At 64.9% G+C, this 17,433-nt stretch carries 14 protein-coding genes; 4 read left to right on the top strand and 10 right to left on the bottom strand.

Features of this window, described 5'->3' with window-relative positions; translation table 11 throughout:
• Positions 1 to 80 precede the first annotated feature (80 nt).
• The 3 genes from OIU19_RS14335 to cbiE are packed head-to-tail and all read right to left on the bottom strand — an operon-like array spanning position 81 to position 3,098.
• Positions 81 to 803: a cobalt-precorrin-6A reductase gene (locus OIU19_RS14335; RefSeq protein ID WP_264235544.1), complete on the bottom strand. Its 723-nt coding sequence runs from the start codon at positions 801 to 803 to the stop codon at positions 81 to 83.
• Positions 800 to 1,894 carry a cobalt-precorrin-5B (C(1))-methyltransferase gene (locus tag OIU19_RS14340; RefSeq protein ID WP_264235546.1) on the bottom strand — a complete coding sequence of 365 codons (1,095 nt, stop codon included), beginning with the start codon at positions 1,892 to 1,894 and terminating at the stop codon, positions 800 to 802. Before OIU19_RS14340 ends, OIU19_RS14335 begins: the two co-directional genes overlap by 4 nt.
• Positions 1,887 to 3,098 carry a precorrin-6y C5,15-methyltransferase (decarboxylating) subunit CbiE gene (cbiE, locus tag OIU19_RS14345; protein ID WP_264235547.1) on the bottom strand — a complete coding sequence of 404 codons (1,212 nt, stop codon included), beginning with the start codon at positions 3,096 to 3,098 and terminating at the stop codon, positions 1,887 to 1,889. Before cbiE ends, OIU19_RS14340 begins: the two co-directional genes overlap by 8 nt.
• 252 nt (positions 3,099 to 3,350) lie before the next feature.
• Here cbiE and cobG point away from each other — a divergent pair, with 252 nt between their 5' ends.
• Genes cobG through cobJ form a run of 4 tightly spaced genes read left to right on the top strand, consistent with a single transcriptional unit; the run spans position 3,351 to position 7,720 of the window.
• The gene (gene cobG / locus OIU19_RS14350) at positions 3,351 to 4,676 is read left to right on the top strand and encodes a precorrin-3B synthase (protein WP_372353315.1); all 1,326 of its coding nucleotides are present in this window, start codon (positions 3,351 to 3,353) and stop codon (positions 4,674 to 4,676) included.
• On the top strand, positions 4,669 to 5,295 hold the full coding sequence (locus OIU19_RS14355) for a precorrin-8X methylmutase (protein ID WP_264235550.1): 627 nt from the start codon (positions 4,669 to 4,671) through the stop codon (positions 5,293 to 5,295). The genes cobG and OIU19_RS14355 overlap by 8 nt, the downstream gene beginning before the upstream one ends.
• Positions 5,292 to 6,026 carry a precorrin-2 C(20)-methyltransferase gene (locus OIU19_RS14360; protein WP_372353316.1) on the top strand — a complete coding sequence of 245 codons (735 nt, stop codon included), beginning with the start codon at positions 5,292 to 5,294 and terminating at the stop codon, positions 6,024 to 6,026. The genes OIU19_RS14355 and OIU19_RS14360 overlap by 4 nt, the downstream gene beginning before the upstream one ends.
• Positions 6,014 to 7,720 carry a precorrin-3B C(17)-methyltransferase gene (gene cobJ, locus OIU19_RS14365; protein ID WP_264235551.1) on the top strand — a complete coding sequence of 569 codons (1,707 nt, stop codon included), beginning with the start codon at positions 6,014 to 6,016 and terminating at the stop codon, positions 7,718 to 7,720. Before OIU19_RS14360 ends, cobJ begins: the two co-directional genes overlap by 13 nt.
• A 6-nt stretch (positions 7,721 to 7,726) precedes the next feature.
• Here cobJ and OIU19_RS14370 read toward each other — a convergent pair whose 3' ends face one another.
• The 7 genes from OIU19_RS14370 to OIU19_RS14400 form a co-directional block, all read right to left on the bottom strand.
• Positions 7,727 to 8,323 (bottom strand): MarC family protein, encoded by a 597-nt coding sequence (locus OIU19_RS14370; RefSeq protein WP_264235552.1) that lies wholly within the window; start codon positions 8,321 to 8,323, stop codon positions 7,727 to 7,729.
• 172 nt (positions 8,324 to 8,495) lie between these two features.
• The gene (locus tag OIU19_RS14375) at positions 8,496 to 11,267 is read right to left on the bottom strand and encodes a hybrid sensor histidine kinase/response regulator (protein ID WP_264235553.1); all 2,772 of its coding nucleotides are present in this window, start codon (positions 11,265 to 11,267) and stop codon (positions 8,496 to 8,498) included.
• Positions 11,268 to 11,405: 138 nt separating this feature from the next.
• Positions 11,406 to 12,698, bottom strand: coding sequence for a phosphoribosylamine--glycine ligase (purD, locus tag OIU19_RS14380; protein ID WP_264235554.1), 1,293 nt, complete (start codon positions 12,696 to 12,698; stop codon positions 11,406 to 11,408).
• Positions 12,699 to 12,880: 182 nt separating this feature from the next.
• Positions 12,881 to 14,488, bottom strand: a complete 1,608-nt coding sequence (gene purH, locus OIU19_RS14385; RefSeq protein ID WP_264235556.1) for a bifunctional phosphoribosylaminoimidazolecarboxamide formyltransferase/IMP cyclohydrolase — start codon at positions 14,486 to 14,488, stop codon at positions 12,881 to 12,883.
• Between the two features lie 79 nt (positions 14,489 to 14,567).
• Positions 14,568 to 14,888, bottom strand: a complete 321-nt coding sequence (fis, locus tag OIU19_RS14390) for a DNA-binding transcriptional regulator Fis (protein WP_101316071.1) — start codon at positions 14,886 to 14,888, stop codon at positions 14,568 to 14,570.
• Positions 14,885 to 15,898 (bottom strand): tRNA dihydrouridine synthase DusB, encoded by a 1,014-nt coding sequence (gene dusB / locus OIU19_RS14395; protein ID WP_264235557.1) that lies wholly within the window; start codon positions 15,896 to 15,898, stop codon positions 14,885 to 14,887. The genes fis and dusB overlap by 4 nt, the downstream gene beginning before the upstream one ends.
• A gap of 175 nt (positions 15,899 to 16,073) precedes the next feature.
• Entirely contained in the window at positions 16,074 to 17,423 is a 1,350-nt protein-coding gene (locus tag OIU19_RS14400; RefSeq protein ID WP_264235558.1) for a DUF3426 domain-containing protein, read from the bottom strand.
• Between the last annotated feature and the right edge of the window lie 10 nt (positions 17,424 to 17,433).

Below are 17,433 nucleotides of genomic sequence, written 5' to 3' on the forward strand. Positions count from 1 at the left end.
AAAACTCTGAATATTGCGTAGGGCGAAACCTGGGAAAAGCTAGATCGATGTCACCCAGTCTTCGACCCCAGGGCGCGCTCCTAGTCGGTAGCTAGCGCCGTCAGCAACGACTCGATCTGGCTGAACTCGCGATCCACAGCCGGTAACGCCGGCCGCTTGAGCACCAGCACAGGCATGCCTAGCTCGCGTGCCACCTCAAGCTTTGGCTCTGTGGCCACGCTGCCGCTGTTCTTGCTGACCAGCACATCGATGCGCCGTCGTGCGAACAGTGCGCGTTCATCGGCAATCTGGAAAGGACCGCGGGCGGCGATGACTTCGCAGCGATCATTGCCAGGGCAGGCCTCGAGGGCGCGCAAGGTCCAGAACTGCTGCGCGGGGATTTCGTCCAGATGCTGCAAGGGCTCGCGGCCCAGGGTGAACAGCGGGCGCGCGAAGGGTTCGAGCGCTTGCATCAGCTCAGCCCAGTCCGCCACCTCACGCCAGTCATCACCGGGCTGCGCCTGCCACGCAGGGCGGCGCAAGGCCCAGCACGGGATGCCCGCCGTCTGCGCCGCGCGGACTGCGTTGCGGCTGATCTGGGCGGCGTAGGGATGGGTGGCGTCGATCAGCAGCGTGATGCGCGCCTCGCGCAAATAGGCGGCAAGCCCTTCGGCACCGCCATAGCCGCCGACCCGCACCGTGCAGGCCAGGTCCTGCGGCACCCGGCCGACTCCGGCCAGACTATAGACGTGCTCGGGGCCCAGGCGCCGGGCGATCGCCAAGGCCTCGGTGACGCCGCCTAGCAGCAGGATGCGCTCGCTCATTGCACACCTGCCTGGCCAACGATACCGCCTTGGCGGTCGATGGCGAAGACTTCGACGTGCACCTGAGCGGGGACCACACTGCGGGCGAACGCCTGGGCATGGGTGCACACTGCGTCGCCCAGTTTGATCCCTGCTGCATGGGCCAGGGCCAGCGCTTGCTGGCTGGTATTGGCGGCAATGATCGCCTCTTGCAGGGGTTGATCGGCGCCAATTTCCCGCGCCCAGCCGGCCAGTTGCGGCAGGTCGATACTCGAGTGGCGGCTGTGCAGGTCCATGTGCCCGGCGGCGAGCTTGCTGATCTTGCCAAAACCACCGCACAGACTCAGGCGCGCCACCGGCACTTTGCGCAGGTGCTTGAGTACCGCGCCGACGAAGTCGCCCATCTCGATCAGGGCGATCTCCGGCAGGTTGTAGACCCGGCGCATGGTGTCCTCGCTGGCATTGCCGGTGCAGGCAGCGATGTGCGTGTAGCCATTGGTGTGGGCGACATCGATGCCCTGGTGGATCGAGGCGATGTAGGCCGAGCAGGAGAACGGCCGGACGATCCCGCTGGTGCCGAGGATCGACAGGCCGCCGAGAATACCTAGTCGTGGGTTCATGGTTTTCAGCGCCAGTTGATCGCCATCGCGCACATTCACCGTAACCTCGAAACCGCCGCTGTAGGCGCAATCGCTGGCCAGCTGTTGCAGGTGCTCGGTGATCATCCGGCGAGGCACCGGGTTGATCGCCGGCTCCCCAACCGCCAGCACCAGCCCTGGGCGGGTGACAGTGCCGACGCCGATGCCGGCGACAAAGCGGATACCTGGGGCATCGAGCAGGCGCACCTGGCTGTAGAGTAGCGCGCCGTGGGTGACGTCGGGATCGTCGCCGGCATCTTTCAGGGTGCCGGCCTCGGCGCACTCGCCATTGCGTCGACAGAACTCCAGGCGCATCTGTACTTCCTTGCCCTTGGGCAGGGTGATGGCTACGGCGTCATGGCGCTGCCCGGTCAGCAGCAACCGGGCAGCAGCCAAGCTGGTGGCGGTCGCGCAGCTGCCGGTGGTCAGGCCGCTGCGCAGAGGCGCGGGTTGTTCGCGGGTCTCTTCACGCATCGAAGGGTTTCACCACGTCGAGCAGGGTGATCGGCAAGGCCTGGCGCCAGGTATCGAAGCTGCCCAGGGGGTGCGTCTGGGCGACATGGATGCGGGTCAGCTCGCCGCCATGCTGCTGGCGAAACTGCGCCAGGGCCACTTCGCTTTGCAAGGTCACCGCGTTGGCCACCAGCCGGCCGCCGGGGCGCAGGCGCTCCCAGCACAGCGGTAACACGCCTTCGCGGGTGACGCCGCCACCGATGAAAATGGCATCGGGCCGTTCCAGCTCGGCCAGGGCTTTCGGAGCCTTGCCGCAGATCAGTTGCAGGCCGGGCACGCCGAGCGCGTCGCGGTTGTGTTCGATGAACCCCTGGCGGCCTTCGTCGGCCTCGATCGCCAATGCCCTGCAGCTGGGATGGGCTCGCATCCATTCGATGCCGATCGAACCGCAGCCGGCGCCGACATCCCACAGCAGCTCGCCGGGCTGTGGGGCCAGGCGGGCGAGGGTGATGGCGCGGACATCGCGCTTGGTCAGCTGGCCATCGTGACGGAAGGCGCTGTCGGGCAGTCCGCAAGCTGTCGACAAACGCGGTGCGTCGGGCGTTGCCAGGCACTCGATGGCCACCAGGTTGAGGGCGGCGCTGTGGGCATGCGGCCAGTCTTCAGCGGTACCGCTGAGCTGGCGCTCTTGAGGGCCGCCCAGGTGCTCGAGGACGTGCATCCGGCTTGGGCCAAAGCCGCGTTCGCGTAGCAGTGCGGCGATCTGCGCCGGGCTGTCGCCATCGTTGCTCAGCACCAGCAGGCGCAGGCCGCTAAAGAGCTGGGCATTGATCGCGGCCAAGGGGCGGGCGACGATCGACAGTATGTGCACCTCCTGCAATGGCCAGCCGAGGCGGGCTGCGGCCAGGGCGCAGGAGGAGGGCGTGCTGAGCACGCGTATATGCTCGGCAGGCACCTGCCGCGCCAGGCTGGCACCGACGCCGTAGAACATCGGGTCGCCGCTGGCCAGGACACACACCGGTTCGCCGCTTTGGGCCAGCACGGGGGCCAGTGAGAATGGGCTCGGCCACTGCACGCGTTCGCCGTTCACGCAGCGTGGCAGCAAGGCCAACTGGCGTGGGCTGCCGAAGATCCGCGAGGCGCCCAGCAGAGCACGCCGGGCGGGTTTGCCCAGGCCGCTGAAACCGTCTTCACCGATACCTACTACTGTCAGCCACGGGGCCATTAATTTCACTTCCATCATTTTGGGGCCGCTTCGCGGCGGTGCGGCGCTCCGACAAGCCCGCTCCTACAGGATTAGCGCAGCTCTTGCGGCTGGCGCAGTCCCTGTGGGAGCGGGCTTGTCGGAGCGCCGAGCCGCCGCGAAGGGCGCGAAGCGGCCCCTGAATTCCATACGATCTTCGACCGCCGGTTTTTCATGCCGCCGGACAAAGCAGGCATAATACCGCGCCTTCTACACTCAAGCGCACTTTGACGATTGCCGGATGCCCTCTTGAACCCGTCCCTGCCCCCCACCATTTCGCCCCGCCCCTCGGCCTGCCCGGGGTTGTGGCGTATCGTCGCCGCGCGCGATGGCGGTATCTGCCGGATCAAGCTGCCCGGTGGTGTGTTGCTGGCCGATCAGGCCGATGCCGTCGCCGAGGCGGCAGAGCGATTTGCTGGCGGCGTGATCGAGGCGACCAACCGCGGCAACCTGCAGATTCGCGGCATTGGCGCGCAGCATCGCCAGCTGATCGAGCACCTGCTCGCAGCCGGCCTCGGCCCGCGTGAAGCGGCGGGCGACGATGTGCGCAACCTGATGCTCAGCCCATTGGCCGGCCTCGATCCGCTCATGCTCGTCGATACCCAGCCGCTCGCTGCGCAGATTTTGCAGATGCTCGAAAGCACCCCGCGTTTGCACCAGCTGTCGGCCAAGTTCGCCGTGCAGCTCGATGGCGGCGAAGGCCTGGCGATGCTTGAACACCCGCATGACCTGTGGCTCTCGGCTGTTTACCTCGATGGCGAGTGTTGGCTGGCATTCGGCCTGGCAGGTTGCCCGAGCCGGGCACTGGGTGCGGTCCCCATGCAGGCTGGGCTGGCGCTGACCCGTGCGGTGCTGGAGCGCTTCCTCGACCTGGCCAGCCCTGAGCAATCGCGGATGCGCCAGTTGCTCGAAACCTGTCCGGCCGAACACTTCATCGCGGGACTCGGGCTTGAGATCCGTCGCGACGCCGCTGTGCTTGGCTGGCAGCGCTCAGCGACCCGCACGAGCTGGTTAGGCAGACTGACGCAACGGCAGGGCCTGGCCCTGGGCATCGCCCCGCCCCTGGGCCGCTTGACCCCCGCCATGCTGCGCGGTGTTGCCCGTATTGCGCGCCAGGCAGGCGACGGCCAACTGCGCCTGAGCCCCTGGCAGAGCGCGGTACTGACCAATATCGACCCCGCGCAGATCGACGCCGCCCAAGCCGAGCTCAACGCCCTCGGCCTGCTTTGCGATGCTGCGCAGCCCTTGGCGCGTCTCACTGCCTGCACCGGCTCCAGCGGCTGTGCCAAAGCCCAGGCCGACACCAAGAACGATGCCCTCACCCTGGCCAGCGGGCTGCCTGCTGGCGCACTGGGCAGTGTGCACCTGTCCGGCTGCAGCCGCTCCTGCGCCGCCGCCCATGTCGCGCCGGCCACCCTGCTGGCCCGTGCGCCGGGCCGCTATGACCTTTATCTGCGCGATGCGCGCCTGCCGGGCTTCGGCGCCCTGCGCGCGAGCGACCTTACCTTGAAAGAAGCAGGCGCCATGCTCGACCTGCCCACGGAGCACCTTGATGATTGACTACATCCGCGATGGTCAGGAGATCTATCGCAATTCCTTCCGGATCATCCGTGAGGAAGCCAGGCTCGAGCGGATCCCCGCTGACCTGGAAAAACTCGCTGTACGGGTGATCCACGCCTGCGGCATGGTCGAGGCCATCGACGGCCTGCAATTCTCCGAAGGTGCGGGTACGGCGGGGCGTGAAGCCCTGGCCAAGGGCGCGCCAATCCTGTGCGACGCGCATATGGTCGCCGAAGGCATCACCCGCGCGCGGCTGCCGGCCAACAATCCGGTGATCTGCACCCTGCGTGACACGAGCGTGCCAGACCTGGCCAAAGCGCAGGGCAACACGCGCTCGGCCGTGGCCCTGGAACTGTGGCGGCCGCACCTGGAGGGCAGCGTGGTGGTGATTGGCAACGCGCCGACCGCACTGTTCTACCTGCTGGAAATGATCGATGCCGGCGCGCCGAAGCCGGCACTGATCCTGGGCTTCCCGGTGGGCTTCGTCGGCGCCGCCGAATCCAAGGCCATGCTGGCTGCCGACAGCCGTGGCGTACCGTTCGTGATCATGCAGGGCCGCCTGGGTGGCAGCGCCATGGCGGCGGCTGCCGTCAACGCACTGGCCACGGAGGTCGAATGATGCAGGCGCGTGGACGTCTTCTCGGCCTGGGCGTAGGCCCTGGCGATCCTGAACTGATCACCGTCAAAGCCCTGCGCTTGCTGCGCGAGGCGCCGGTGGTGGCCTATTTCGTCGCCAAGGGCAAGCGCGGCAATGCCTTTGGCATCATCGAGGCGCACCTGCAAGCCGAGCAGACCCTGCTGCCGCTGGTGTACCCGGTAACCACCGAAGTGTTGCCGGCGCCGTTGTCCTACGAGCAGGTGATCAGCGATTTCTACGATGAAGCCGGCCAGCAAGTGGCCGCGCATCTGGACGCCGGCCGGGATGTGGCGGTGATCTGCGAGGGTGATCCGTTCTTCTATGGCTCCTACATGTACCTGCATGATCGCCTGGCCCAGCGCTATGAGGCCGAAGTGATCCCAGGCGTGTGTTCGATGCTCGGTGGTGCTTCGGTGCTGGGTGCGCCGCTGGTCTATCGCAACCAAACGCTGACCGTGCTGTCTGGCGTGCTGCCTGCCGAAGAGCTCAAGCGTCGCCTGGCCGATGCCGATGCGGCGGTGGTGATGAAACTGGGGCGTAACTTGCCCAAGGTGCGCCAGGTGCTTGGCGAGCTCGGTCTGCAAGAGCGTGCGCTGTACGTTGAACGCGCGACCATGGCCAACCAGAAGATCGTCCCGCTGCAAGAGGTCGACCCGCAGTCTTCGCCATATTTCTCGCTGATCATCGTGCCGGGGGAAAAATGGCAGGGATGAACATGCGCAAGCCCCCCGCAATCGTCATCCTCGGCGCTGGCAGCCTGGCCACCGCGCAGCGGATCCAGCAGCTTTATCCACAGGCCACCCTTCACGGCCTGCGCGGTCGGGTCGAGGCGGTCGACAGCCTGTATGAATCCTTTGGCGAGACGCTGCGTGGGCTGTATCAGCAGGACACGCCGATCATTGCCCTGTGCGCGGCGGGTATCGTGATTCGCACTCTGGCCAGCCTGCTCAGCGAAAAGGACGTCGAGCCGCCCGTGCTGGCCGTGGCCGAAGATGGCAGTGCAGTGGTACCGCTGCTCGGCGGCTTGGGCGGGGTCAACCTCATGGCGCGGGAGATCGGCGAGGCGCTGGGTGTGGCGCCTGCCATCACCACCAGTGGTGAGCTGCGCTTCGGCACCTGCCTGCTCAACCCGCCAGAGGGTTACACCCTGGCCGATCTGGAGCAGGGCAAGCGGTTCGTTTCTGATCTGCTGGCCGGCCAGAGCGTGCGCATCGAAGGCGATGCGCCGTGGCTGGCGCACGCGCAGCTGCCGGCTGATGCCCACGCGCAGCGCACTATCCATGTGGGCTACCAAGCCCGCCCGGACCATCGCGATGAGCTGCTGATCCACTCGCGCTCGGTGCTGGTGGCGGTCAGCGCCACCCAGGCGGACCTCTCCACTGAAGTGCGCGCTGCGCTGGCCGAAGCCAACATCGCCGAGCAAGCTTTGGCCTGCTTGCTGGCCAGTGAGCAGGATATGGCTGCCCCCGCGCTGCACCAAGCTGCGCGCGCCCTGGACGTACCGCTGCGTTTCGCGGCGCCAGCCGGCAGCCTGCAGAGCATGGTCGCGCACGTCTTGCCTGAGGCGCAGACGCTGGCAGTTTCAAACGTGGTAATCGCCGCGACCCCAGCACCCATCGAGGTCGCCAAGCTCGGGCGAACACGGGGCCGGCTGGCGGTGATTGGCCTCGGCCCAGGCGCGGCCGAGCTGATGGTGCCGGCGGTCAAGGCCGAGCTGGCGCGGGCCGAGGATGTGCTGGGTTATGAAACCTATGTGCGCATGGCTGGCCCGTTCCGCGCTGATCAGGTGCTGCACTGCACCGATAACCGCGAAGAAATGCAGCGTGCCCGGCATGCGTTCGAGCTGGCCGCTTCCGGGCGTTCGGTGGTGGTGGTGTCGTCGGGTGATCCGGGCGTGTTCGCCATGGCTGCGGCGGTGCTCGAAGCGCTGCACGAGTCCAGCGATCCGGCCTGGCATCGGGTCGATCTGGAGATTCTCCCAGGCGTCTCGGCATCGCTGGCCACCGCTGCGCAAGCGGGAGCGCCGTTGGGCCACGATTTTTGCGTGATGTCGCTGTCCGACAACCTCAAGCCGTGGTCGATCATCGAGAAGCGTCTGGACCTGGCGGCTCAGGCCGACCTGGTCTTGGCGTTCTACAACCCGATCTCCAAGTCCAGGCCGACCCAACTGGGCGTGGCCCTGGATATCGTCCGTCGCCATCGCCAGGGGCAGACGCCGGTAGTGCTGGGGCGCGACATTGGCCGGCCAGGGCAGACGCTACGGGTGGTGACCCTCGCCGAGCTGCAGCCGGAAATGGTCGACATGCGCACCATGGTGCTGATCGGCTCGTCGCTGACCTGTACCTTCGCGCGTGACGGTGGTGGTCAGTGGGTGTACACCCCGCGCTGGTATGGCCAAAAACCCTGATGGGGTTCAGGACACCAGGTAGCCTTTGATCCCGGTGAAAATGATCTGCGCCGCCAGGGCGCAGACGAACAGCCCCATCAGCCGGCTGACGATCTGCAAGCCCTGGTCGCCGAGGATCCGCTCGATGCGGTGGGACAGGTAGAGGACCAGGCCGACGGTGAAGCTGGCCAGGGTAATGCTGACGATGGCCAGCAACTTATCGTCCCAGTGCGGCTGGCCGACGCCCATCACCAGCAGCGCGCCGATGGTGCCGGGGCCGACGGTCAGGGGGATGGTAAGCGGTACGATGGTCACATCCTGCTGGACGTTGTCGGCCTGCACTGCCGGCTTGCCTTGAGCCATGCCCAGCGCCGAGATGAACAGCACGCTGCCCGCGCCGATGCGAAAGGCGTCGGCGGTGATGCCGAACACGCCGAAAATCACCCGCCCGAACAGGTACAGCAGGACGCTGGCGATCAGCACGGCAATGGCCACGCGCCAGGCCAGTTGCTTGCGCTCTTTGCTGGAGTGGCCGCGGGTCAGGCTGATGAAGCAGGACAGCACGAAGAACGGGCTGTAGAGCACGAGCATTTTCAGGTAGACGCTGAACAACTCATGGAGCATGGCCGAGGTCCATGGCGGGGGAGGGTGCGAGGAAGTGTATCAGTTGTGCAGGCCTGAGCGCGTTGAGCAGTGCGGGCGCTATCGCGGGGCAAGCCCGCTCCCACGCAGACGCAGGGTGACTACAAGGTCCTCGTGGGAGCGGGCTTGCCCCGCGATAGAGCCCGCACGGTCATCATGAGGTATGCAGTGTGTCGGACTTGGCCTCACGCTGCCCCGCCCAATACTGGATCAGCTCGCGCAACTGCGACAATTCCACCGGCTTGGCCATATGCCCATCCATCCCGGCCAGGCGCGCGCGTTCCTTGTGCTCGTTGAGAATGTGCGCGGTCAGGGCCACCACCGGCGTGCGCTGGCGCTGATTCTCGGCCTCCCAGGCACGCAACTGCTGGGTCGCGGAGAAGCCATCGAGTACCGGCATTTCACAGTCCATCAGCACCAGGTCATAGCGCCGCGCCTTCATCGCGCGCAGGGCTTCTTCGCCATTGCTGGCGGTGTCCGGCTCCAGGTTGAGCTTGCCGAGCATGCCGCGGATGACCTTGGTCGAAATGCTGTTGTCCTCGGCCACCAGCACATGGAAATCGACCGGCAGTTCCACCGCTGGCGTCGGTGCGGCGAACGCCGCTGGGATCGCTTGTTCGCGCCCCCGCTGGGCCAACTCTTCGGCCAGGGTGGTTTTCAAGGTATAGCCGGCCACCGGCTTGGCCAGGATGCGTTTGACGCCCGCGTTGCGGGCAATCACTTTGCTCGGTGCATTGCTGATACCAGTGAGCATCACCACCAGGATGTCGTGGTTAAGGCTTGGGTCTTCCTTGATCTTCGCCGCCAACTGCATACCGGTCATGCCGGGCATGTTCTGGTCCAACAGCACCGCATCGAAGTAGTCGCGCAAATGCGCCTTGGTGCGCAGCAGGGCAAGCGCTTCCTTGCCCGAGGGCACGGCACTGACGTTCATGCCCCAAGCGCTGCACTGCTGCACCAGCACCTTGCGGCAGGTGTCGTTGTCGTCCACCACCAACACCCGCGCATCGCGCAGCGGGCCGTCGAGGTCGGCCGGTGGTTGCTCCAGGCGCGAGGGGTCGAGTGGCAGGGTCAGCCACAGGGTGTTGCCCATGTTGCTGCTGCTCTTGATGCCGAACTCGCCCTGCATCAGGCCGATCAGCTGCTTGGCAATCACCAGGCCCAGGTGGCCACCGAGCTTGTTGCTGGAAAGGAACTGGTGGCTGTGCAATTCGGCCTGCAGTAGCGCTTCGCGCTCGGCTTGGGGCATGGCTGTACCGCTATCCTGCACAGCGATGCGCAGGCGTGGCTGGTCGGCGCGTTGGTCGAGCGCCACTACCAGCAGGATCTCGCCTTGCTCGGTGTTTTTCAGGGCGTTTTCCAGCAGGCTCGACAGGGCCTGGCGCAGCCGCGTCGGGTCGCCGCTGATAACCCGGGGGACTTGCGGCTGGGTAAAGCTGATCAACTCGATATTCTGTTGTTCGGCTTTGGCCCGGAAGATGTTCAGGCAATCTTCGATCAGGGCGTTGAGGTCGAACTGCACATCGTCCAGCTCGATCTGCCGCGACTCCAGCTTGGAGATGTCGAGGATCTCGTTGATCAGCGTCAGCAGCTCGTTGCCGGCGCTATGGATGGTCTGCACGTAGTCGCGTTGCTTGACCGACAGCGGCGTGCCGAGCAGCAGTTCGGTCATGCCCAGCACACCGTTCATCGGGGTGCGAATCTCGTGGCTGATCTTGGCCAGGAATTCGGCCTTGGCGTTGATCTCGGCATCGCTGGCGGCCAGTGCGCGGCTGGCACGGAAGCGCTCCTCGCTGATCCTGCGCAGGCGCTCGCTGACCGCCAGGTTGAGCAGCAGGCCACTGGTTACCGTCAAGGCCATGAGGATGCACAGCAACCAGGGCGTCGAGGTTCGTGTGAGGCCCAGCAGGGCCGGCAGCAGCACCAGGCCGCCGAGGTTGAACACCAGCATCGCCAGGGCAAACAGGCGCGCCGGGCCGTAGCCTTTGTACCAGTGATAGCTGCTGACCAGCAGCATGCTCACGCTGCCCACGGCGAGCAGGGCGTAGGTCATCAGGTTCAGCGGCAAGGTGTCGACGAACAGCAGCACCAGGCCGCTGACGGCAGCCACCAGCATCTCGCCTTGCAGTAGCCGGTTAAGCCGCGGCGAGCCACAGGGGCTGAAGAAGTGTTGGGTGAAATACAAGCCGGCCAGGCCCGCCAGCACCAGGGTCAAATAGGCGGCTGGGGTCTGGGCGCTATGCCACAGGTGCCACCAGGGCCCGCTGAGGTTGAGCAGGATCAACCCACTGAGCAGCATCAGGCCGTGATACAGCGCCAGGATCAGGGTGGTACTGGAGCGGCTGTAGAAGAAGCGAATCAGGTTGTGCAGGATCAGCATCACCAGCCCGCCGAACAGCAGGCCGAACAACAAGGGGCGGGTCTGGTCGGTCGCGGCCGAGGCGGCGGTCTCCAGGCTGATCGCGGGACGCAGTTGATGTTCCGAGACCAGGCGCAGGTAGATATCCAGCGGCTGGCTGCTATTGGGTAGCGGTAACACGTGATCACTGCCGCGCAGGGTCGGGCTGGCATCGCCGGCCTGTTGCCCATGGTGCAGTTGGCGCAGCAGCTTTTCGCCGTTCAGTGCGTAGAGATCAAGGCGCGACAGGTCTGGGGCGAATACCCGCAGTAGGCGTTCTTGCTCGCCGGGCTCCAGGCGATAGTGCAGCCAGAGTGCTTGATCGGCCGCGGAGGCTTGTAGCTCGTTGAGCTGCAAGGGACTGAATTGGTTGCGGTAGCGGTCCGAGCGCACATCGCTCAATTGCAGGTTGGCCTGTTCGTCGAGCAGCACCGTCCAACCACCGCCTTGATCGGCCGAAGCCGGGAGCAGGCAGAGCAGGGTCAGCAGGCTGACGATAAGGGCAGTGGCAATCCGAAGCCGACGCACGACGAAATCCCTTCTTAGCTAATGTGCCGGATAACAACTATGCGCGGCGCGCCAAGGCGAAGGCAAGGCCCATCGGGGCCTTGTCGACGAGCCGAAGGCCGCGCGCCAGGGGCTTCACGGCCATTCGGTAATGCAATGTTACTGTTGCTCACCGCGCTCGCGGGCAATGGCCCGGTAGCCGATGTCGCTGCGATGGAAACTACCGTCCCAGCTGACTTCCTTGGTCAGGCGATAGGCTTGCTGTTGCGCAGCCTCGACAGTCTGGCCCAAGGCAGTGGCGCACAACACGCGGCCGCCGTTGGTCACGACCTGGCCATCCTTCAGGGCGGTACCAGCATGGAACACCTTGCCTTCCAGCTTGGCGGCAGCATCCAGGCCGTTGATCACCGCGCCTTTAGCGTAGTCGCCCGGGTAGCCACCGGCAGCCAGCACCACGCCCAGGCTCGGACGCGGATCCCATTGTGCTTCGACCTTGTCCAGGGCCTTGGCGAACGCTGCTTCGATCAGCAGCACCAGGCTCGACTCCAGGCGCAGCATGACTGGCTGGGTTTCTGGGTCGCCGAAGCGGCAGTTGAACTCGATGACCTTGGGGTTGCCCGCCTTGTCGATCATCAGGCCGGCGTAGAGGAAGCCGGTGTAGACATTGCCTTCTTCGGCCATGCCGCGCACGGTCGGCCAGATCACCTGGTCCATGACCCGCTGGTGCACATCGGCAGTGACCACTGGCGCCGGGGAGTAGGCACCCATGCCGCCGGTGTTCGGGCCGCTGTCGGCATCGCCAACGCGCTTGTGGTCCTGGCTGGTGGCCATTGGCAGCACGTTGTGGCCGTCGACCATGACGATGAAGCTGGCTTCTTCGCCATCGAGGAATTCTTCGATGACGACGCGCGAACCGGCTTCACCGAAGGCATTGCCGGCAAGCATGTCGCGTACAGCGTCTTCGGCTTCCTGCAGGGTCATGGCGACGATCACGCCTTTGCCCGCGGCCAGGCCGTCGGCCTTGATCACGATCGGTGCGCCTTTTTCCTTCAGGTAAGCCAGGGCTGGCTCGATCTCGGTGAAGTTCTGGTAGTCGGCGGTGGGGATCTTGTGGCGCGCCAGGAAGTCCTTGGTGAAGGCCTTCGAGCCTTCCAGCTGGGCGGCGCCGGCGGTTGGGCCGAAGCAATCCAGGTTGCGGCTGCGGAACAGGTCGACGACACCGGCGACCAGCGGCGCTTCCGGGCCGACGATGGTCAGTTGGACATTCTTTTCGGCGAAGTCGGCCAGTTGCTCCAGGGCAGTGACCTGGATGTCGACGTTCTCGCACTTGGCTTCGGTGGCGGTGCCAGCGTTGCCGGGAGCGACGAAGACTTTCTCAACGCGTGGGTCCTGGGCGACTTTCCAGGCCAGGGCGTGCTCACGGCCGCCGTTGCCGATGATCAAAACTTTCATGTCAAAACCTCGAATTCTTTCGGACGGGAGGCAAAGCCTCACGCTGTACGAGGTCGCAATGGAGCAGGTAGATGCAAGGCGGGGACGGTTGCGCTGGGCGCAGTTGCCTTCTGGCAATGAGCATCAGCGGAACCGGCCCCAACGCAGCAGATGCCTGCTTCAGTGCGGCCGATTGTCGTAAATCAGTGGCGGAAGTGGCGCATGCCGGTGAACACCATCGCGATGCCAGCTTCGTCGGCAGCGGCGATGACTTCAGCATCACGCATCGAACCACCTGGCTGGATAACCGCGGTGATACCAACTTTAGCCGCATTGTCGATGCCATCACGGAACGGGAAGAACGCGTCCGAGGCCATGACCGCGCCCTGTACCTGCAGACCCGCATGCTCGGCCTTGATCGCAGCGATACGGGCGGAGTTGACGCGGCTCATCTGGCCGGCGCCGACGCCGATGGTCTGGCGCTGCTTGGCGTAGACGATGGCGTTGGATTTGACGAACTTGGCCACTTTCCAGGCGAAGATCAGGTCGTGGATTTCTTGCTCGCTCGGCGCGCGCTGGGTGACGATCTTCAGGTCGTCAGCGCCAATCATGCCGATATCGCGGCTCTGTACCAGCAGGCCGCCGTTGACGCGCTTGAAGTCCCAACCGGCAGCACGCTCGGCTGGCCATTCGCCGCACTCGAGCAGACGCACGTTCTGCTTGGCCGCGACCACGTCACGGGCAGCTTGGGAGATTTTCGGCGCGATGATCACTTCGACGAACTGGCGCTCGACGATGGCTTTGGCGGTCTCGCCATCCAGCTCGCGGTTGAAGGCGATGATGCCGCCGAAAGCCGACTCGGTGTCGGTGGCGTAGGCCAGCTCGTAGGCCTGGCGGATGCCGCCTTCGTTTTCCGGGACCACGGCAACGCCGCACGGGTTGGCGTGCTTGACGATCACACAGGCCGGCTTGACGAAGCTCTTCACGCATTCCAGCGCGGCATCGGTGTCGGCGACGTTGTTGAACGACAGCTCTTTGCCCTGCAACTGAACGGCAGTCGAGATGCTCGCCTCGCCCTTGTTCGCTTCAACGTAGAACGCCGCGCTCTGGTGCGGGTTCTCGCCATAGCGCATTTCCTGGGCTTTGACGAACTGGCTGTTGAAGGTGCGCGGGAAGGCGCTGCGCTCTTGCGTCGACAGGGTGTCTTTGGCCTGGTCGATGGTGCCCATGTAGTTGGCGATCATGCCGTCGTAGGCGGCAGTGTGCTCGAACGCCTTGAGCATCAGGTCGAAGCGCTGGGCGTAGGTCAGGCCACCGGCCTTGAGGCTTTCGAGTACTTGGCTGTAGTCGCTGGCGTTGACCACGATGGCCACGTCTTTGTGGTTCTTGGCCGCCGAGCGGACCATGGTCGGGCCGCCGATGTCGATGTTCTCGATCGCGGTCGGCAGGTCGCAGCCTGGCTTGGCGATGGTGGCTTCGAACGGGTACAGGTTGACCGCAACCAGGTCGATCGGCTTGATGCCGTGCTCGCTCATGATGGCGTCGTCCGTGCCGCGACGGCCGAGGATGCCGCCGTGGATTTTCGGGTGCAGGGTCTTGACCCGGCCGTCCATCATTTCGGCGAAGCCGGTGTAGTCGGCCACTTCCACCGCGTCGACGCCGTTGTCCTTGAGCAGCTTGTAGGTGCCACCGGTGGACAGGATCTCGACACCGAGCTGTTGCAGCTCACGAGCGAATTCGAGGATACCGGTCTTGTCGGAGACGCTGATCAGGGCGCGGCGGATCGGCAGGCGGGTAGTCTGGTCGGTCATTTCGGATTCCATAACGCGGTGGAGTCAGCAAAAAAGGCGCCTCCTTCGGGAGCCGCCTTTTCTGATTGGGATTCTGGCTTTACAACAAGTCGTACTGCTTGAGCTTCTTGCGCAGGGTGCCTCGGTTGAGTCCGAGCATCTCGCTGGCCTTGGTCTGGTTACCCTTGACGTAGTTCATCACACTTTCGAGCAGCGGCGCCTCGACCTCCGAGAGCACCAGGTTGTACACGTCCGTGACGGAAGCGCCTTCGAGGTGGGCGAAGTAGTTATGCAGCGCCTTCTCGACGCTGTCGCGAAGGGTCTGGCCCTCTTCGCTTGGCGTATTGAGGTGCTGTTTGAGGTTGGCGTTGTCGCTCACGGGCGTTGTTCCACTCACTAAAGTCTCGGTCATCATCGTCATGCGGCCACCCCTTGTTCGTCCTTTGTTTCAAGGCTCTGTCGACATTCACGAAAGAACTCGCGAACGTTGGCGCACTGCGCTTGTGTCTCTTCCAAAGCGTTGAACCGGGAGCGAAACTCCTTGCCGCCGGGTCGTGTTGCCAGGTACCAGCCAACGTGCTTGCGGGCGATACGTACGCCCATCACATCGCCATAGAAGGCATGCAACGCGGCCAGGTGCTCCAGCAGAATGCGTTCCACCTCGTCCAGCTCGGGAGCTGGCAGGTGTTGGCCGGTCCGCAGGTAATGCTCGATCTCGCGGAAGATCCACGGCCGCCCTTGGGCGGCACGGCCGATCAGCAGGCCGTCGGCACCGGTGGCGTCGAGCACCATTCGGGCCTTTTCTGGCGAGGTTACATCGCCGTTGGCAAACACCGGGATCGACACCGCCTGCTTGATCGCAGCGATGGTGTCGTACTCGGCTTCGCCGGTGTACAGGTCGGCGCGTGTGCGGCCATGCACCGCAAGCGCCTGGATGCCAGCCTGCTCGGCGATCTTCGCCACGTTCAGGCCGTTCTTGTTCGCCCGGTCCCAGCCGGTACGAATCTTCAGCGTCACCGGGACCTCCACTGCGCCGACCACGGCATGGAGGATCTCGCTGACCAAGGCTTCATCTCTCAATAAAGCAGAGCCTGCGGCCTTGTTGCAGACTTTTTTTGCCGGGCAGCCCATGTTGATATCGATGATCTGGGCGCCCGCCTCGACATTGGCCAGGGCCGCCGCTGCCATCATCTGCGCATCACCGCCGGCGATCTGTACCGAGCGTGGCTCGGGATCGCCTTCATGGATGCGGCGCAGACGCGACTTGCGGCTGTCCCACAGGCTCATGTCGCTGCTGACCATTTCCGAGACCACCATGCCTGCGCCGAGGCGTTGGCAAAGCGTGCGGAAAGGTTGGTCCGTAACCCCGGCCATGGGCGCAAGGATCAGGTTGTTTCGCAGTGTATAAGGGCCGATGCGTACCGCCGACATAGGTGTTCCCTGTTGTGGGGCCGAATCATTGGAGTTCGAAAAAGGGTTGGCATAATACCCGCTCTCGATGACCGGATAAAGATGAATCTGGATAAAATCTGAACAGCTGCGGCCTTATGCCCCTGGGTTTGGGACAGCCCTCCGGCGCCGGTAAACCGGCGACCGGGTGGGGTGGTTATTCCGGAGAGCGGAAGCTGAGGCTGTAGTTCACCGCCTTCGGGCCTGGGTCGAGGATATCCAGGGCGATGTGGATGGGCGTCTGGCTGGGCATTTCGCCGCGACCGGCCAATTCGCCGGAAAGGTATTCGCTGGGTTTGAAGCGACGGCTGGCAATCAATTGACCGTTGAGGTCGGCGAAGCGCAGCTCCAGCAGCGGGAAGGGCTGGGAGAATGGCGCGCGGTTGTAAATGATTGCATCGACGATCAGGGCACCTTTGAAGTCCGGGTGGCTGCGTACTACCAGGTTACTGCTCTTGATCCGGGCGATATCGACCCGGGTGGGTACTTGGCAGCCGACCAGCGGACACAGCTGCTGGAACCACGGGCGGTACTGATCCTGACGGGCCATCTCGTCGAAATGAAACCACACATACTGGAACGCCAGCAGCCCGGCAGCGAGCAAGGTCAGGGTGCCCCACAGCAGGCGCTTGGCCCAATTGGCCTGGGGTTTTTGCCAGTCCAGTTGCAAGGGGTCGTCGACCACATCGATCAATGGCTCTTTGCGCCGCGTGGCGCGGGCACTGAGGCCGGGTTCGATGCGTTCGTTGCGGGCGGGGTCGAGGTCGTCGTCGGCATGGGCCGAGAGGTGCTCGCTGCGCATTTCGTCGTCGAGCGCGGATATGCCTTTTTCCGTCAGCTCGTCGTCATCGCGCGCGGCCAGCCGGTCGTGCTGATGCAGTTCAGGCTCGGGCTGGTCCAGGGCAATGGTCGGTTGCTGGCGAACCGGTTCGTCGTCGGCTTGCAGGTCCAGGCTTAGCGTTGGCTCGGTGCGCTCGCCGGGGGCCGGTTCCAGGTCCAGTGGTTGTGCCTCGATCAACGGCGGCTGTGGCTCGAGCAGCGCCGGGAGCTCTTGCGCGGGCTCGTCGGTGGCATTGCCGAACGGCTGGTCGTGGTGGTCGTCCAGGCTGTGATCGTCACGCCGGGCTTGCAACGCATCGTTGCGGCCTTCGGCCTGGCTTTCTACCGGCTGGTCACGGCGCTCCAGATGAGCCAGCGCCTGGTCCAGGTCGAGATCATCCAGGGCTTGCGAGGTGGCCGCCCAGTTGTCGGGGGGTGGCGCTTGGACCGGCGCTGGTGCTGGCGCTGGTGCTGGCGCTGCGACAGCTTCAGGGATCGGCGCGACGGCCGTCGCCGGAGCGGGCTGGGCAGTGCCGGCGCGGTTCTGCTCAAGCAACTGCTTGGCGGCGTTGAACACCTGTAGGCACTGGCCGCAACGAACCACCCCACGGGCCACGCTCAACTGATGATGAGTGACGCGAAAGCTGGTCTGGCAATGCGGGCACTGGGTGACGAAACTGTCGGTCATGCGGCAATCC

The organism is Pseudomonas sp. BT-42-2 (genome assembly GCF_025847435.2).
In the GTDB taxonomy this organism is placed as follows: Bacteria; Pseudomonadota; Gammaproteobacteria; order Pseudomonadales; family Pseudomonadaceae; genus Aquipseudomonas; species Aquipseudomonas urmiensis.

What these genes read in the sequence shown, in the direction of transcription:
- OIU19_RS14335 (WP_264235544.1), bottom strand. Translation starts at nt 803, where the DNA reads ATGAGCGAGCGCATCCTGCTGCTAGGCGGCGTCACCGAGGCCTTGGCG.
- OIU19_RS14340 (WP_264235546.1), bottom strand. Translation starts at nt 1,894, where the DNA reads ATGCGTGAAGAGACCCGCGAACAACCCGCGCCTCTGCGCAGCGGCCTG.
- cbiE (WP_264235547.1), bottom strand. Translation starts at nt 3,098, where the DNA reads ATGGCCCCGTGGCTGACAGTAGTAGGTATCGGTGAAGACGGTTTCAGC.
- OIU19_RS14355 (WP_264235550.1), top strand. Translation starts at nt 4,669, where the DNA reads ATGATTGACTACATCCGCGATGGTCAGGAGATCTATCGCAATTCCTTC.
- OIU19_RS14360 (WP_372353316.1), top strand. Translation starts at nt 5,292, where the DNA reads ATGATGCAGGCGCGTGGACGTCTTCTCGGCCTGGGCGTAGGCCCTGGC.
- cobJ (WP_264235551.1), top strand. Translation starts at nt 6,014, where the DNA reads ATGGCAGGGATGAACATGCGCAAGCCCCCCGCAATCGTCATCCTCGGC.
- OIU19_RS14370 (WP_264235552.1), bottom strand. Translation starts at nt 8,323, where the DNA reads ATGCTCCATGAGTTGTTCAGCGTCTACCTGAAAATGCTCGTGCTCTAC.
- purD (WP_264235554.1), bottom strand. Translation starts at nt 12,698, where the DNA reads ATGAAAGTTTTGATCATCGGCAACGGCGGCCGTGAGCACGCCCTGGCC.
- purH (WP_264235556.1), bottom strand. Translation starts at nt 14,488, where the DNA reads ATGACCGACCAGACTACCCGCCTGCCGATCCGCCGCGCCCTGATCAGC.
- fis (WP_101316071.1), bottom strand. Translation starts at nt 14,888, where the DNA reads ATGACGATGATGACCGAGACTTTAGTGAGTGGAACAACGCCCGTGAGC.
- dusB (WP_264235557.1), bottom strand. Translation starts at nt 15,898, where the DNA reads ATGTCGGCGGTACGCATCGGCCCTTATACACTGCGAAACAACCTGATC.
- OIU19_RS14400 (WP_264235558.1), bottom strand. Translation starts at nt 17,423, where the DNA reads ATGACCGACAGTTTCGTCACCCAGTGCCCGCATTGCCAGACCAGCTTT.